14 protein-coding genes and 1 tRNA gene are annotated in these 15,364 nt (G+C 66.7%); 5 read left to right on the plus strand and 10 right to left on the minus strand.

Annotated features, from left to right (window positions below; all coding sequences use genetic code 11):
* Window positions 1-4 precede the first annotated feature (4 nt).
* From ACQ260_RS10775 to ACQ260_RS10790, 4 genes are read right to left on the minus strand one after another with little or no spacing between them, the layout of a single operon-like run.
* Entirely contained in the window at window positions 5-583 is a 579-nt protein-coding gene (locus ACQ260_RS10775; protein WP_432559434.1) for a nucleoside/nucleotide kinase family protein, read from the minus strand.
* A gap of 41 nt (window positions 584-624) precedes the next feature.
* Entirely contained in the window at window positions 625-1,404 is a 780-nt protein-coding gene (locus tag ACQ260_RS10780) for an energy-coupling factor transporter transmembrane component T family protein (RefSeq protein ID WP_432559435.1), read from the minus strand.
* Window positions 1,401-2,858 (minus strand): ABC transporter ATP-binding protein, encoded by a 1,458-nt coding sequence (locus tag ACQ260_RS10785; RefSeq protein WP_432559436.1) that lies wholly within the window; start codon window positions 2,856-2,858, stop codon window positions 1,401-1,403. The genes ACQ260_RS10780 and ACQ260_RS10785 overlap by 4 nt, the downstream gene beginning before the upstream one ends.
* A 3-nt stretch (window positions 2,859-2,861) precedes the next feature.
* Entirely contained in the window at window positions 2,862-3,497 is a 636-nt protein-coding gene (locus tag ACQ260_RS10790) for an ECF transporter S component (RefSeq protein ID WP_432559437.1), read from the minus strand.
* 286 nt (window positions 3,498-3,783) lie between these two features.
* Here ACQ260_RS10790 and ACQ260_RS10795 point away from each other — a divergent pair, with 286 nt between their 5' ends.
* Window positions 3,784-4,539 (plus strand): maleylpyruvate isomerase family mycothiol-dependent enzyme, encoded by a 756-nt coding sequence (locus tag ACQ260_RS10795; protein ID WP_432559438.1) that lies wholly within the window; start codon window positions 3,784-3,786, stop codon window positions 4,537-4,539.
* Window positions 4,540-4,560: 21 nt separating this feature from the next.
* On the opposite strand, the gene ACQ260_RS10800 is transcribed toward ACQ260_RS10795, so the two are convergent.
* Window positions 4,561-4,980 (minus strand): hypothetical protein, encoded by a 420-nt coding sequence (locus tag ACQ260_RS10800; RefSeq protein WP_432559439.1) that lies wholly within the window; start codon window positions 4,978-4,980, stop codon window positions 4,561-4,563.
* A 164-nt stretch (window positions 4,981-5,144) separates the two neighbouring features.
* Between ACQ260_RS10800 and ACQ260_RS10805 the strand changes: the two genes are divergently transcribed.
* On the plus strand, window positions 5,145-5,657 hold the full coding sequence (locus tag ACQ260_RS10805) for a GNAT family N-acetyltransferase (protein WP_432559440.1): 513 nt from the start codon (window positions 5,145-5,147) through the stop codon (window positions 5,655-5,657).
* A 34-nt stretch (window positions 5,658-5,691) separates the two neighbouring features.
* Here ACQ260_RS10805 and ACQ260_RS10810 read toward each other — a convergent pair whose 3' ends face one another.
* The 5 genes from ACQ260_RS10810 to ACQ260_RS10830 all read right to left on the minus strand — a co-directional run bounded on the left by ACQ260_RS10810 (window position 5,692) and on the right by ACQ260_RS10830 (window position 10,094).
* On the minus strand, window positions 5,692-6,603 hold the full coding sequence (locus ACQ260_RS10810; RefSeq protein WP_432559441.1) for an NAD(P)-dependent oxidoreductase: 912 nt from the start codon (window positions 6,601-6,603) through the stop codon (window positions 5,692-5,694).
* 142 nt (window positions 6,604-6,745) lie between these two features.
* On the minus strand, window positions 6,746-7,987 hold the full coding sequence (locus ACQ260_RS10815; protein WP_432559442.1) for a cytochrome P450: 1,242 nt from the start codon (window positions 7,985-7,987) through the stop codon (window positions 6,746-6,748).
* A gap of 241 nt (window positions 7,988-8,228) precedes the next feature.
* Window positions 8,229-8,304: transfer RNA gene (locus ACQ260_RS10820), tRNA-Ala, on the minus strand.
* Between the two features lie 129 nt (window positions 8,305-8,433).
* The gene (locus ACQ260_RS10825; protein WP_432559443.1) at window positions 8,434-9,324 is read right to left on the minus strand and encodes a DUF805 domain-containing protein; all 891 of its coding nucleotides are present in this window, start codon (window positions 9,322-9,324) and stop codon (window positions 8,434-8,436) included.
* Between the two features lie 113 nt (window positions 9,325-9,437).
* Window positions 9,438-10,094, minus strand: coding sequence for a DUF805 domain-containing protein (locus ACQ260_RS10830; protein WP_432559444.1), 657 nt, complete (start codon window positions 10,092-10,094; stop codon window positions 9,438-9,440).
* A gap of 261 nt (window positions 10,095-10,355) precedes the next feature.
* Here ACQ260_RS10830 and ACQ260_RS10835 point away from each other — a divergent pair, with 261 nt between their 5' ends.
* The 3 genes from ACQ260_RS10835 to ACQ260_RS10845 all read left to right on the plus strand — a co-directional run bounded on the left by ACQ260_RS10835 (window position 10,356) and on the right by ACQ260_RS10845 (window position 15,320).
* The gene (locus ACQ260_RS10835) at window positions 10,356-12,650 is read left to right on the plus strand and encodes a transglycosylase domain-containing protein (protein WP_432559445.1); all 2,295 of its coding nucleotides are present in this window, start codon (window positions 10,356-10,358) and stop codon (window positions 12,648-12,650) included.
* Window positions 12,651-12,765: 115 nt separating this feature from the next.
* Window positions 12,766-14,202 carry a glycosyltransferase family 87 protein gene (locus tag ACQ260_RS10840; RefSeq protein WP_432559446.1) on the plus strand — a complete coding sequence of 479 codons (1,437 nt, stop codon included), beginning with the start codon at window positions 12,766-12,768 and terminating at the stop codon, window positions 14,200-14,202.
* A complete protein-coding gene (locus ACQ260_RS10845; RefSeq protein WP_432559447.1) occupies window positions 14,199-15,320 on the plus strand; it encodes a hypothetical protein in 1,122 nt (373 codons plus the stop codon). Before ACQ260_RS10840 ends, ACQ260_RS10845 begins: the two co-directional genes overlap by 4 nt.
* The last annotated feature ends 44 nt before the right edge of the window (window positions 15,321-15,364 follow it).

Below are 15,364 nucleotides of genomic sequence, written 5' to 3' on the forward strand. Positions count from 1 at the left end.
GAACCTACCCGGGCCCGACGACAACAACCAGACCGGCCAGGTTCCATGGCCGATGGGCGGCCCAATGCCGGTGCTCCTGGCCGGCCCAGTGATCCCAGTGGGGCTCGAAGGCTCCCCGGTCCCGAACAAGGGCGGCCGCCTTGCGGTCGAGGGGGTCGCGGTGGACCCAGATGCCGAGCGTTGCGTCCGCCGCATTCATCGGGGTGAGAGCCCCGCAGCCCTCGATGATCAGCGGGCGGTCGGCATCGAGTTCAACCCATTCCGCGGGCTCCGATTTCTGCCAGTCCCAGCGCCGATAGCCCGGTGTGACGGGGTCCAGCATGGTGTCGGTCACCATCGCGGAAGCGGCCGCCAGGCCACTCCACCCGGGATAACACTGGTCGAGCGAGACCAATTGAGCGGGCACGCGCAGGGTCACCAGACTCGCCTGCAGGGCGACCGCCAAGGTTGTCTTCCCGGACCCCGAGCCGCCATCGATGAGCACGACAAACCGTTCCTTGGTCTGGATCAATGCAGGCACGAGCAGATCCAGCACCCCGTCGAAGTCCGCATCGGGTTGCAGGAAAAGTCTGTCGTCAAACACTGTTACGGGCTCATTCGCTTGGGGGATGGCACAAGCCATTCTCACGAACCGACCCAGTGGAAAGTGCCGAAATACACTGAAAATCCCACGGCAATCGTCACAAGCACCGCAGCGACCGCTACCCCGGCGGTGTCCGGCCGGCCCAGCCGCGACGCTCGGGCCCAAGTTCTGGACGGGGCATCGGTCCCGGTGGCTCCGAATCCCTTCGCCTCCATCGCCGTCGCGAGCCGACTGCCACGCCGGATGGCCAGCACGAGGAGCGCGAAGGCCATCGAGAACCAGCGGCGGATCCGGCCGGTGTCACCGAGGCCTCGTGCCCGCCGGGCGAGGCCGAGGCTGCGCCAATCATCGGTGAACAGCCCGAGCATGCGTACGCCGGCCAGACTCCCCAGCACGAACCGCGCGGGCAGGCGCGCGACCTGGGCCAACCCGTCGGCCAGGTCCGTCGGGTCGACGTCGCCGAAGAGCAGCAGCGCCGAGAGACCCAGCGCGAGCACTCGGAGCACGACCGCCAGCGCGAGCCGCAGCGAGTTGTCGGTGATATGGATCAGCAGCCACTGGAACCAGGTGTCACCGCCCGGCTCTCCATAAAGTGCCATCGAGACCCCGGCGATCAAGGCAACGATCAGCAGCAGTCCGAGCCGCTTCGCCACCTGGGCCACGGAAAACCCGATCACCAACGCGGTAGCCACCACCAGCACCAGGGCGACACCTGCGCTCAGCCAGTCCAGTGTGATGATCAACGGGGTCGACAGCACGATCGCGATGGCGATCCGGGTCACCGGGTTGAGCCGATCCAGTTGGGTTGTCCGCCGATTCATGCGCCCACCCTGATCCGTTGTTGCGCCAGCACCGCGAGGAAGTTGGCGTCGTGGGTCACCGAGACGACCGCTCGGCGTTCGTCGAGCATCCGCGCGATGAGTTGCACGAGATCGATCCAGGTCCGCCGGTCCTGGCCGAATGTCGGCTCGTCCAGGAAGATCAGCCGCGGTCCGGTCGCCAGGACGGTGCCGACGCTGAGCCGGCGCTTCTCGCCGCCCGACAGGCTGAACGGATTGGCCTGGGCGAGCGCGGTCAGGTGGAGCGTCTCCAACAACTCCCCGACACGCTCTTCCGTGCGCTTCTCATCCCAGTCCAGCGCCCGCAGGCCCACGGCGAGTTCGTCGCGGACCGTGGCGGCCACGAACTGGTGCTCTGGGTGTTGGAACACCGTGCCGATGCGGGTGAGGAGATCTCGGGAGCGCCAGGTGGTGGGGTCGTGGGGGGTGGGCGTACGCCCGAACCGCCGCCGCCGCGGGGGCGGCTGGAGGGTCTCGGCCGCCCGGATCGTCCCCCCGAGGCGGGGCATCAGCCCGGCCAGCGTAAGGGCCAGGGTGGTCTTGCCAGCCCCGTTGGGCCCGGTGATGACCGTGGACGTCGCCGCGGGGAGTTGCAGGTCGATCCCGGTCCGGACGGGCGAGGACTCCGCGTACCCGATCGACAATCCCTCCGACGCCAACAACACCTCGTCGGCCTCGGGTGCCGGAATGCCGAGCTCGGGCAGTGTGCTGCCCGGCACCCAGACGCCGGCCGCGAGCAGGGTGTCCCGGTGGCGCGCGAACACCGCCGCAGGTGGCCCATCGGCCAAGAGCCCGGCGTTCCGGTCGAGCACGATCACGCGATCGACGACGTCCACCCACGTGTCGACCCGATGCTCGACGATGATCAGCGTCGTGTCGCGGTCGAGGCCCTCGACCGCATCGTGCACCTCGGCGATGCCGACCGGGTCGAGATTGGCGGTGGGTTCGTCGAGGAGGAGCAGGGAAGTGCGCATCGCCAGCGCCCCTGCGATCGCCAGGCGTTGCTGCTGGCCCCCCGACAGCGCGGAGGTCGAATGATCGAGCGGCAGCGCCCCCAGCCCGACGGCATCGAGCGCCGTGCGGACCCGCGGCCAGATCTCGCCGGGCGGTGTCCCGAGGTTTTCCAGCCCGAACGCGACGTCATCCCCGACGCGGGCGAGGACGACCGAGGCCTGCGGGTCCTGGAGGACGAGGCCCACCTCGCCGCGGCGACGGGTCGGGTGCTGCCCGTCGAGAAGCATGCGGCCGGCCTCGTCGCCCTCGTCCGCACCGCCGAGGACACCGGCGAGCGCATGCAACAGCGTGCTCTTCCCGGCGCCGGACGCGCCGAGCAGCAGGACCCGCTCACCGGGCTCGACGGTGAAGGTCACGTCATGGACGGCCCACGACCGTCGCGCGGCGTGGCGCCAGCCCCAGCCGTCGAGTTCGATTCGCACGCGTCAGGCGGTCTGCCGGGTCTCACGGCCGGCTGCGAAGCGATCCAACGCACCGGCGCGGGCCAGCGCGCGCATGAGAAGCCAGCCGAGGAGTCCGGCCAGGAGCGCGCCGGAAATCATCAGACAGACGCCATAGATCGCGTTGAACGCGACGGACTTCGCCCAGTTGCCGAGGATGAACTCGATGACCGTGGCGCCGATGCCCGCGCCGATGCCCGCGAGGACCGCGACCATGGCGTTGAAGCGCCGATAGGCGAAGATGGCGAAGACGATCTCGGCGCCGAGGCCTTGGGCGAACGCGGAATACATCGTCGTCCAGCCCCACTGGTTGCCGACCGCCATGGACACGAAGCCGGCCAGCAACTCGACCAGCAGAGCCGCGCCTGGCTTGCGGATAATCAGCGCGCCCAGAGGGCCCGCGAGGAACCAGACCCCGGCGACGAGCCCGCCGAGACCAGGGGTGAGGGCGTCCATGGCCTGGAACCCGGCATATCCCACCGAGTTCCACGCCACGAAGATCAACCCGCAGGCGACGCCCAGGACGGCGGCCACCACGATGTCGACGACGCGCCATTGGAGACGGCCGGTGCTGGTCGGTTTGGTCAGGTCATCGCTCGACGGCTGCCGTGTGGTGGTCATCTTGTGCCCCTTTCAGGAGATCCGGGCACGGGTGATCCGATCGCGGTGATCGGAGGAAAGAGTCTCCCTTGCTGGCATGATCCAGCAGGTTCGACGGTCGAAGGTCTGACCTTCCTCTCAGCCCGGTGCCCCGGACTCCCGTGGACCACCCAGTCTAACCCTTCTCGGCAAAAGTCCGGACTGTGACAATATCGATCAATCTAGGGTGGCTGCTAGAAAGCCCTAGCTATCCTCAGCGAGGCGAGCAGGCCAGCGTTCGCGGCTCGAGCGGTCCTAGGGTGGGGCCATGGATTACGCGGACTATGGCGAAGCGCTCGGCCTGGCCGGGACGGTGTTGCGGGCGAATGCGATGAGTGCCGGCCTGGATGCGAAGGTGCCGACCTGCCCGGGCTGGACGGTCCGGGACCTCGTGGTCCACCAAGGCGTCGTGCATCGCTGGGCGACCGATGTCCTCGAGGGCCGGGGCATGGGGGACGGCAAGGCCCACGAACGCGCGGGGCGCAAAACGAAGGACGTGCTCGACTGGTTCGACGAGGGCTGGGCCGAGTTGCTCCACGTTCTCGGCAGCGTTCCGGAAGACCTCGATGTGCCCTTCTTTCTCCGCACCGGGGACAGCCCCCGAGTCGGCTGGGCCCGACGTCAGGCGCACGAGACGTCCGTCCACGCGGTTGATGCGATGGCGGCCCGCCTGGGGCGTACGCCCAAACCAACGGAAACCTGGCTCAAACCGGAGGTCGCGGTCGACGGGCTCGACGAACTGCTGCGCGGGTTCATCCCGCGCAAGCGCATCGGCAAGCTGCGGTCCGCCCAGCCCCTGACCGTCGTGGTGGCCGCCACCGACCGCGACGCTGCCTGGACCCTGAACGTGAGCGGGGAGCCCACCGTCACCGAGATCGGTGCGGCGGACTCCCCGGACGTGCTTCTGCGTGCTCCCGCTGTGGCGCTCTATCTGGCGCTGTGGAACCGCGGTGACGCCTTGGTGGAGGACCCAACCGGGTTCCTCGACCAGTGGCGTCGCGACGTGGCGATCACCTGGGCGTGAGGCCCGGCGAGCGCCGGCCGATCACTCGTCGACGGACTCGGCGGTCTGGCTGACGCGCTCGAAGGCGGCCTGGACCAGATCGAGTTGAGCCTGGGTCATGTCCTTGAGGGCCTTCGGGATCGTGTGGTTGATCTCGGTCTGGGTGTGGTTGAGCAGTTCCTTCTGGAACTCGCCGAACTGGTTGACGAAGTCGCTGGAGGTGAAGTCCAGCTCGGTGAGCTTCTCCACCCAGCCCTGCATGTTTTCCAGGTTCTTGGTGGCCTGCTCCAGATAAGCCTCTTCGGCCGCCTCGTGAGCGCTGAGGAAGCGCTCAAGGGTGCCAACGGCAGCCTTGCGCTGCGCCTCACCGGCGTCGGCGACGTTCTTGAGCATCTTCTCGAGAATGTCGTGCTGAGTCTTCACCAAGCCGAGGACGGCGTCGGCTGCGGGGTTGTCGGACATGAATACCTCCCGATCGGTGCGCTCGCGATCGGCGCGCAACGCCGCGCGAGCCCAGTGGTCTGGTGCCAACTTAGGCGACCGTGCGGTCGCGTGTGAAGGGGGCCCCGAGACTGTGAGACCGCGCGCGGGCTTAGGCTGCTCTGGCGCCCCCCGAAAGGAGACCTGTGCCCATTCGCGAAGCCACCCCCGATGACGTTCCGGCGATCCTCGGGCTGGTGCAGGAACTGGCCACCTATGAGCGAGAACCGGACGCCACCAAGGGGACGGTCGAGGGCTATCGCCGGGCCCTTTTTCCTGCGGACGGTCATCCGATCGCGTTCGCCCATGTCGCTGAGGTTGACGGCGAGGTGGTCGGTCTCGCGCTGTTCTATCTGACGTTCTCCACTTGGGAAGGCGTGCCGGGCATGTGGCTGGAGGACCTCTATGTGCAGCCGGCCCATCGTGGCTCCGGGCTCGGCAAGGAGATGCTGCTCCGGCTCGCCGAACTCTGTGTGCGCAACGGATGGACCCGGCTCGAGTGGTGCGTGCTCAACTGGAACACCCCGGCAATCGACTTCTATCGTTCCCTCGGCGCCGGGCCGATGGACGAATGGTCGACCTATCGCCTCGATGGGAAAGCGTTGGAGTACGCGGGCACGCTGCCCCGCGATCAGGTTTTATCGCCCAGTCTTGAGTGATGACTAGAAAGGGCTAGAAAGCTGCATCGATGTATCAGGCCGACCCGCGCCTGATCTGCGTACCCGCCAGCTTCTCCGCCGCCTTCACGAGCGACGGGACATATTCGGAGCCGAACCCCAACGCGCTGGCCAGCCCGAGCGCTTCGTGCACGGCATCGCCGACGACGGTCGGATGGCCCAGGTCCCCGGCGAGCCGCGTGTAGTAGCGGACATCCTTCCGCGCGTTGTCGAGCTCGAACACCATTGCCTCGTGGTTGCCCTCGAGCGTCTGCTCGATCAGGTGGAGCAACTTGTTGTCGTAGATGCCGATGGACAGGATGTCGACCAGCATCTGGGGATCTGCTCCGGCCTTGGTGGCCACCGCAAAGGCCTCGGCAAGCGCGCTGGCCTGGGTCATGATCACGAAGTTGTTGAGCAGCTTGATGGTGTGTCCGGCGCCGGTGGGGCCGGCGTGGAGGATGTTCTCCGCACAGGCCTCCAGGAGCGGGCGGATCTCCTGCAGGAGGTCCGCGTCGGCGCCGACGAGCATGTTCAGGGTTCCTGCCTCGGCTTCCGCCGGGCCGCGGGTGAGCGGGGCATCGACGAAGCGTACGCCCTTGTCAGCGCACATCTCGGCCAAGCGCGTGCTCACCGTCGGTTCGCTCGTCGAGGAATCGATGATGATGAGCCCCGCCTTGGGATCGGTGAGCACGCCGCGGTCGCCGGTGAGCGCGGCCTCCACGTCGGTGGCGGCTGTGATGCACAGGAAGACCACGTCGCAGCTCCGGCCGAGCTCGGCGTTGTCGGCCGCCCTGGTCGCGCCGAGATCGTCCAGGCCGGCGGGCTCGGTGCGATTCACCGTGTAGGCCAGCGGGAAGCCGTTCAGAAGCAGGTTTTTCGCCATGCCGTGGCCCATCAGGCCCGAGGCGCCGATGAAACCGACCTTCGTGTGCTGTGTTGGGGTCATGGTCCGATGGTGCCTGATGGGTGTCCGGAGTTGGCAGGCGGCCCGCGCGGGGCCTTGCGAGACGCTGCGCGCGAAGGGATGTCGATCAGGTTCTAATGAAGTCTAGCGAAAAGGACAGATGCCAAAAGATTCGTTGATCGACTCACAAACGGACCGGCAGTGTCGCTCGTCCCCGAAGGATGTAGCCGCTGCCTTCGGTCGGCGGACCAGCGGGCTTGAGGTCGGGGAGGCGGGTGACGAGGGTACGCAGCGCGATCCGTGCCTCCAGCATCGCCAGTGGGCGACCGATGCAATGGTGGATGCCATGGCCGAACGAGAGGTGTTCAGCGGCGTTGGGACGGTCGATGTCGAACACATCCGGTCGATCGAAGACCTTGGGATCGCGATTCGCGCCGGCGATGAGCACCGAGACCAATTGGCCAGGGCGAAGGATGCGGCCACCGAGCTCGACGTCCGTCATCGCCGCCCGCACCGTGGCCTGGACGGGCGAATCCCAGCGCAGGGTCTCCTCGACGACGCGATCGACGAGGCCGGGCTTCTCGACCAGCCGACGCCAGAGATGCGGCCGGACCAACAGAGCCGACATCGCATTGCCGATGAGGTTCACCGTCGTCTCGAAACCGGCTACCAGCAACAGGGTGCACAGGGATTCGAACTCTTCCGCTGTTAGTTCCTGGTGATCGAGTGCGGTGACGAGATCGCTGATGACGTCGGAGCCGGGGGCGGCGCGTCGCTGCTCGACGAGACGATGGAACAGGGCGTGCAGTTCGCGCTGGGCAACGCTGAGTTCGCGGTAATGCCGCAGTGATTGAAGGCCATCAAGCACGCCGCCGATGGCGTCACCGTGGCGGCCGAGCGCCGGCACCTCGTGGTCCGGGACCCCCATCAGGGCGGCAATCATCACGATGGGCAGGGGCTTCGCGTACGCCCCCATCAGGTCCACCGGGCCATCCGCAAGCCTGGCGGCGAACTCATCCACCAGTCGGTTCGCGGCGTTCTGGATGCGCTCCTCCTGCTCGCGGATGCGGGCGGGTGCAAACGCGCTGCTGATGAGGCGGCGGAGCCGGGTGTGGTCCGGCGGATCGAGGATCAGCAGGGAGAGATCGACCGCCCGGGACGGCGATTGGATCTGGCTCACCCCGAAGTCACGGCTGCGCAGCACCTGGTGGCAATGGGCGTGATCCACGAGCAGCAGGCTGTTGAAGCTCGACCGGGGAAACGGGCCGAGGGCCCGGACGCGCTCATAGATGGGATAAGGATTCTGACGCCCCCGACGGGTGAACAACTGGGCGAGCGGGTCGCGGCGAATGTGCGCGTGATAGCCGATGAACGCACGGCCGATGCCCAATTCGGCGAGCACGCGAGCGGTTTCGGTGATCTGCATGAGCGCTCCGAGGGTGGGATTCCCAGTGTGCCACCGCCCTGGACCGGCGCTCGGCTGACTTGGGCCGGCGCTCGGGCGGTGGCGGTGCTCGGTCTCCAAATCTTGGAGGTGCGACGACTATGCACCCGGTGGCTGACTTTGCACACGTCCGTTTCGGGTGCAAGGTCATTGACCGTGTGCAAAGTGGCTTGGGCCTGTGATGAGTCGAGTCGTCGTTGATTGATGAGTCGAGTCATCACATTGGTGGAGCTAAGGGGACTCGAACCCCTAACCCCCTGCTTGCAAAGCAGGTGCGCTACCAATTGCGCCATAGCCCCGGGCGATGAACAACCTTAGGTTCCGGGTGGGCCCGTTGACAAGTTGACGGGTCTCGGATCGGCACGGCCTCCCGGCCCTCGGAACGCCACAAGGGGCGCCACCCCGCGGTGACGCCCCTGCAGCAGAGGTCAGGCCTTGGCAACAGGCTGCGAGCCGTCCGGGTTGTCGAACCGGACGCCCTCGGGCTTGCTCTCCATAATGCACATGATGAACGGGACGATGCCGAGTCCGGCGAGTCGGAACAGGCTGAAGAAGCCCGAATAGCCCGCGTCGTGCAGGCGTCGCACCTCGAGGGAGATGCTGGGGATCACCAGGCCGAGGCTGACGATGCCGGCGATCATCATGACGAGGACGTAGCCGATCGGCAGGTCCGTGGACCCGCTGTTGATGGTCGGCAGGAGGGTGAGCATCAACAGGGCCCAGATGACGATAGCCAGGATCACACCCCAGAGCTGAACCCACCAATACTCGGAGCGCGAGGCGCGGCCGTGGAACACCGCATAGTTCTTGAAGAACAGCTTCAGCGACTCGACGAATCCCACCGACGGGCGCGGGGGGTGGGCCTCGTCATAGCCACCGGCGTACGCCCCCGCGTACGGCTGCATGCCGTAGCCCTGGCCACCGTAGGCCTGCTGGTCATAGCCCTGCGGCTGGCCGTAGCCGGGCTGCTGATAGTTCGACTGACCGTACGCATCGGGCGCGGACGACTGGCTGTAGGGATCCTGGGCCGACGACTGCGAATAGGCGTCCGGCGCCGAGGGCTGGCTGTAGCCGCCCTGCTGCTGGCCGTAGTCGGGCTGCTGTCCGTAACCCTGCTGCTGGCCGTAGTCAGTTGGCTGTCCGTAACCACCACCCTGGCCGTAATCGGCCTGTTGACCGTAGCCACCCTGCTGTTGCCCGTAGTCGGCCTGCTGGCCATAGCCGCCGGACTGCCCGTAGTCGCTCTGACCGCTCTGGCCGTAGCCGCCCTGGGAGTTCGGGTCACCGCCCTGGCCGTAGTTGTTGTTGCCGTAGCTCATTTCAATGCTCCTGGTTCGAAAAAGAGACTCACCATGGACGATCTTGGCCGCATGCGGCTCCCGCCGGGGCGGGAACCGAAACGTTCGCCGAGACTGAATACCGCACCGCGGGGTCAGGTTGTCGCCGGTTGGGTGCCGTTCGGGTTGTCGAACTTCACCCCGTTGGGTGTTGAGGGGAAGAACGACATGATCGTCGGGGCCAGCCAGCCGACGTAGGGCACCGCATAACTGATCAGGGTGAAGAATCCGCTGAAGCCGGCGTCGTGGAGGCGGCGTACTTGGAGAGAGATCGTCGGGACCAACGTGCCCAGGCCGACGACCACCCACAGCATCAACATCACGATCGCTATCCCCGGCGGATCGGACCGAGTGGGCTCCAGGACGATCACCAGCATCATCGGCAGGAAGGTGACCAGGCCGAACAGGGCGCCCCACAGAGCCATCCACCAGTACTCGGCGCGCGACGCCCGGCCGTGGAACACGGCGTAGTTCTTGAAGAACAGCTGCAGGGCCTGGACGAATCCCACGTTGGGGCGGGGCGGATGGGCGGCGTCATAGGAGTACACAACCGGGCCGTAATGCTGGTAGGGCGGTTGATAGGCCGGATAGGGGCTGCCATAGGCATCCTGGGGCTGGTTGTAGGCGGGTGTCGCATAGGGATCGTTGGTGACATAGCCGCTTGGTTCGCCGGACCCATAGGTGCGGCCCCACGGGTCGCCGTGCTGACCGCCCGACCCGCTTTGTCCAGGGGTGTAGTTGCCCCAACTCATCGCTCATCCCCTCTTCGTAGGAAGATTCATCTTCATACTGCCCCGGGTCGCATGATCGTTGCCGTTCCACCGGCACACGGGACCATTTCAGTCGAGGGACGGAACGGGATCCCGAAAAGTTCCGCCGGTCGACGTACCCTTGAAGTCATGTGGCCCCGACCGGATGTCCATCCGGCGGCCGGCACCACATGATCCGGTTTCTCCCCTCGGGAAGCGGCCATCCGTGCCCCGAGCCGACCCCAATGACCGTCGAGGACATCTATGGCTGAGCGCTCTGAACACGACGAACCCACGAACAAGATCGAGACCCAGTCCCGGTCGACCCCTGCCCGGCGCAAGCCTGCGCGCAAGCGCAAAGCCGTGGGTCCCGTTCGGCTGTGGAGCGTCCGCGTTCTGAAGGGCGCCACGGTCGCTCTGCTCCTCGCCATGATCGCGGGCGTGGCGGCTGCCGGCGTGATCTATTCGACGACTGAGATCCCGGACCCCAATGCGGACTTCCAGGCGAACACGTCGTTCGTCACCTATCGCGACGGTTCCCCGATGGGCAACTTTGCCATCCAGAATCGCCAGTCGATCCCTTATGCCCAGATGCCGCAGACCATGAAGGACGCGGCCATCGCTGCGGAGAACCGGACCTTCTGGAGCGACCGGGGCATCTCCGTGACCGGCATGATCCGCGCCGCGATCAAAATCGCCGCCGGCGGTGAAATGCAGGGTGGCTCGACGATCACTCAGCAGTACATCAAGATCCTCTATCTGAACTCCGAGCGGACCTTCGAGCGCAAGTTCAAGGAGCTGTTCCTCGCGGTCAAGATGGGCCGCCAGACGCCCAAGGAAGAGATCCTCGAGGGTTACCTCAACACGATCTACTTCGGTCGTGGTGCCTATGGCATCCAGGCGGCGAGCAAGGCGTACTTCAATGTGTCCGCCGACCAACTCACCGTTCCCCAGGCAGCCTTCCTGGCCACGGTCCTCAACAACCCGGCCGCCTATAACCCGTCGGAGCCGGAGAACGAGGAGCGGATCATGATCCGCTATCGCTATGTCCTCGACGGCATGGCGGAGATGGGCACGATCACGCGGGAGCAGGAAGCGGAGTACGCGAAGTCCCTGCCCGAGTTCCCGGACGTGCCCCTCAACCGGCGCTACGCGGGACCCAACGGCTATCTGATGAAGATGGTCGAAAACGAACTCGCAGCGCGGGGGTTCTCCGAAACCCAGATCTCGGGCGGTGGCCTGCGGATCGTGACCACGTTCGATCCGGTTGCCCAGCAGGGCGCGGTGGACACGGCACAGAAATACACGCTGCTGGCCGCGAACAACGCGCCGCGCAGCCAGGATCCGAACAAGCTCCACGTGGCGATCTCGTCGATCGACAACGCGACCGGTGAGGTCATCGCGCTCTACGGCGGCCCGGATTACGTCGCCAACAACCGCAACTGGGCGACCACGCCCCGCCAGTCGGCGTCCGCGTTCAAGACCTTCGCGCTGGCCGCGGGGCTTCGGGACGGGTTCAACCTCTACAACACCTTCTCCGGCAACACCTTCACCCCGCGCGGTGACTCGGTGCCCTCCCGCAACCAGAACGGCGCTCAGTACGGCGCCGCCGTCAACCTCATCGAGGCGACCGCCAAGTCCATCAACACCGCATTCGTCGACATGACCATGCAGATGAAGGACGGTGGCGAGAAGATCGCCCAGGCCGCGGAGGATGCCGGCGTGCCGCGCGGCGCCGGCTGGGACACGAAGACCAGCCGCATCGCGCTCGGCATCGCGGAGGTGTCGCCGCTGCATATGGCCGCCGGCTACAGCACCTTCGCCAACAACGGTCGGGCCATCCCGCCGCACGTGGTCCGTGAGGTCTTCGACGCCGAGGGCCGACTGATCTATCAGGCCGACACCCAGGGTCGCCAGGCCTTCGAGCCGGGGGTTGCCCGGGACGTCACCTATGCGATGCGCAACGTGGTCGAGGGTGGCACCGGCAGCCGGGTCGCCACACTGGGCCGCCCGATCGCCGGCAAGACCGGCACCGCCGGCCTCAAGGACGACATCATCTCCGCGTGGTTCGTGGCCTATACGAAGCAGATCTCGACCTCGGTGATGTTCGTGGCCGGTGACGACGGCATGGGCGGGCTCCACGCCTATCGCCGACCCGGCGACAGCACGTTCTTCGGTGGCACCTATCCCGCGATGGTGTGGACGGAGTTCATGCAGGTCGCGACAAAGGGCCAGCCCATCGAGCAGTTCGACGGCCCCGCGTTCGTGAACCGCAACACCTCCCGGCAGAACGCGCGACCTCGTGTCACCCAGGCACCCACCCAGGCAACCACGCAGCCTCCGACGACCGAGCCGGCCACCCCGGAGCCGACCCCCGAAGCCACGACCGAGGCTCCGCCCACGCCCGAGCCCACCTCGGAGGAGACGGCTCCCGAGCCCGCACCGACGACCACCCGCGCCGAAACCCGTGGGCCGGCCACTCCGCGAGTCAACCAGCCCCCGGCGACACCGCGCAATGCGGCGGCGCGCCCGGCGAACGATTCCGATCAAGGCGATTGATCGATCGTCCCGTGAGGGCACGGGGGATGCGCCCGCCACTCCCCGTGCTCGTGCCGCCAAGTGTCGTCGGGGCCCATTAGGCTGACGCCGGTCTCGACTTCGAGGGAGGCATCAGGTGGCGGATCGTCCGGTTGAGCCATTCGTGCGCGCCGTCGTGCGCGTGGTGGGCGGTCCTTGGGGCCGGCACGCCGGCCGCAAGCCGCGCCTTCTGGGTCCCGCGCCGGTCGCCATCCTGGTGGGCACGGTCATCTGGATGCTCACGGTCATCCGCCAGAACCCCTGCCGCCAGACCGAACCCGGCGTTCTGCCCGATCACTTCCAGAACCAGTGCTATTCGGACATCCCCGTGCTGTTCACGGGCCGGGGCCTGATCGACGGCAACACGCCCTATCTGGACTCCGGCGACTATCCCGTCCTCGAATATCCGGTGTTGACCGGCTGGCTCATCGAACTCAACAGATTGATCACCGGTCTGGTCGGCGCGCCGGTCGGCCCCGGGCTGGACCAGGTCGACCGCATCGCGGCGACGAACACGTTCTATTCGGTGAACATGGTCGTGCTGTTCGTTTTGTGGCTGGTCACGATCTTCGCCCACCTCGGCAGCACTCGTGGGCGGGGCTGGGACAGCCTCATGCTGGTCGCCTCACCAAGCGTGGTCCTCACCGGCCTCATCAACTGGGACATGCTGCCGCTCGCCCTCACGGCCCTCGGGGTGTTCTTCTGGGCCCGGGGTCGGCCGGGTTGGGCGGGGTTGCTCTGGGGACTGGCGATGGCAGCGAAGCTCTATGCGGGGTTCCTGCTCGGTCCGCTGTTGTTCCTGTGCCTGCGCAGCGGCCGGTTGAAGGAGTTCGGTCGGACGCTGGCGCTCTTCGTGGTGGGCTGGCTGTTGCCCAACCTGCCGGTGATGATTTTCGCCTGGCAGGAATGGCTCGCCTTCTGGAGTTTCAACACCGACCGGGAGGGTGACTTCGGTTCGTTGTGGTATTTGTTCGTGCTCAACGACACTCCCATCGACAACCTGAACCTCATCTCGACCGGACTGTTCGCCCTCTTCTGTCTGGGTGTCGCCGCGCTGATCATCGTTGCGCCCCAGCGGCCGCGACTCGGCCAGGTGTTCTTCCTGGTGCTGATGGCGTTCATGCTGACCAACAAGGTCTATTCGCCTCAATATGTGCTGTGGGTGCTGCCGTTCCTGGCGCTCTCCCGCCCACGTTGGCGCGAGTGGATCGTGTTCGCGATCGGTGAGTGGCTCTACGTCATGGCGATCTGGGGCCATCTGGGTGGCTATCTCGCGCCGGGGGATGGCGGTCCGGACAAGATCTTCTGGGCGGCGACGCTTTTGCGCTTGGGTACGCAGCTGTGGGTGGTCGGTGCCGTTGTCCGTGACGTCCTGGCTCCTGAGCAGGACTTGGTGCGCATGCACGACGATCCGGAAGGCCGTCGGTGCTATGTCGACGACCCGTCCGGGGGTGTGCTCGACGGAGCCCCCGACGTCCGCTGGGGCCGCGCGCCGGCTCCCGCTCTGCCCGAACGTGCGGGAACGCCCTCGTGAGTCCTGGCCGCTGGGTCGGCTGGGTCTGGTTGATGAGCCGGCTCGCGCTGATCGCGATGGCCGTGATCATCGTGATCCGCGCGGATCACCCCACGTCGTTCACCCAGGTGGTGAGTTTCTGGGACGTGGAGCACTTCCTCGGCATCGCGACGGACGGCTATCCCACGGTCGGCGACGACAGCAAACGGATGGCCTTCTTCCCCGGGTTGCCAATGCTGTTGGCACCGTTCATCGCCTTGGGTCTGCCCGGCGAGATCGTCGGGCTCGTGATCTCGGCGATCGCATCAGCCGTCGCCGCGGCGGCACTCTTCCGTCTCGGCGGGCCCTGGGCGGCGGCCCTGTGGCTCATCGCGCCAACCGCGGTGTTCGGCTTCGTGCCCTATACCGAGGCCCTCTTCTGCGCCTTCGCCTTCTGGGCCTGGGTGCTCGCGAGAGAGGATCGCTGGTGGCCTGCGGCACTGCTGACGGCGGGCGCCTGCACCGTCCGCGTCTCCGGGATTTTCCTCATCGGCGCGCTCGGCCTGATGATCCTCACCCGACCCATGGCGGACGGCACCGCGCTCGGCCAGCGGCTCCTCTCCTGGCTGCGACGAGCGGTCTGGCTACTCATCCCGGCGGGCGCGGTGTTCGCGTACTTCCTGTATCTCTTCTGGCTCACCGGATCCTGGACCGCCTGGACGGACGCGCAGCAGGCCGGCTGGTCCCGCGCGTGGGCGCTGCCCACCGACTCGATCATGCGGACGATCGACGTCATCGTCGGCCCCTCCTATGACGACCGGCCCGGTTGGGACACGGTCTTCACGTTCGAGTTGGTCTCTTTTGCGGTGGGGCTGTTCGCCGTCGGCTGGCTGTGGCGGCGCCGACAGTGGGCCGAGATGGCCTGGATCGCGGTGCAGCTGATCGCGTTCTCGCTGTCGGAATGGCTGATGTCGGTCAACCGGGCGGTCCTGCTGTGGTTTCCGGTGTGGGTCATCGTCGGCGAGCTCATGAGCCGCCGGTTCGACTCCCGCGCGGGGCGGGCCGTCCAGTGGATCGGCCGTCTCGCCTGGGTCGTCGTGTCCGTCGCGGTCATGCTGTGGTGGGCGCAGATGTTCTATCGCAGCCAGTGGGCGAGTTAGGGCCACTGCGCCCCGAGAGATGCCGGTTCGCGAGATGCTGGGCC

The sequence above is a fragment of the Ammonicoccus luteus genome (assembly GCF_050880385.1).
GTDB lineage: Bacteria > Actinomycetota > Actinomycetes > Propionibacteriales > Propionibacteriaceae > Enemella.

Coding starts and splice junctions, on each gene's coding strand:
- ACQ260_RS10780 (WP_432559435.1), bottom strand. CDS start 1,404: ATGAATCGGCGGACAACCCAACTGGATCGGCTCAACCCGGTGACCCGG.
- ACQ260_RS10835 (WP_432559445.1), top strand. CDS start 10,356: ATGGCTGAGCGCTCTGAACACGACGAACCCACGAACAAGATCGAGACC.
- ACQ260_RS10800 (WP_432559439.1), bottom strand. CDS start 4,980: ATGTCCGACAACCCCGCAGCCGACGCCGTCCTCGGCTTGGTGAAGACT.
- ACQ260_RS10815 (WP_432559442.1), bottom strand. CDS start 7,987: ATGCAGATCACCGAAACCGCTCGCGTGCTCGCCGAATTGGGCATCGGC.
- ACQ260_RS10825 (WP_432559443.1), bottom strand. CDS start 9,324: ATGAGCTACGGCAACAACAACTACGGCCAGGGCGGTGACCCGAACTCC.
- ACQ260_RS10795 (WP_432559438.1), top strand. CDS start 3,784: ATGGATTACGCGGACTATGGCGAAGCGCTCGGCCTGGCCGGGACGGTG.
- ACQ260_RS10790 (WP_432559437.1), bottom strand. CDS start 3,497: ATGACCACCACACGGCAGCCGTCGAGCGATGACCTGACCAAACCGACC.
- ACQ260_RS10810 (WP_432559441.1), bottom strand. CDS start 6,603: ATGACCCCAACACAGCACACGAAGGTCGGTTTCATCGGCGCCTCGGGC.
- ACQ260_RS10830 (WP_432559444.1), bottom strand. CDS start 10,094: ATGAGTTGGGGCAACTACACCCCTGGACAAAGCGGGTCGGGCGGTCAG.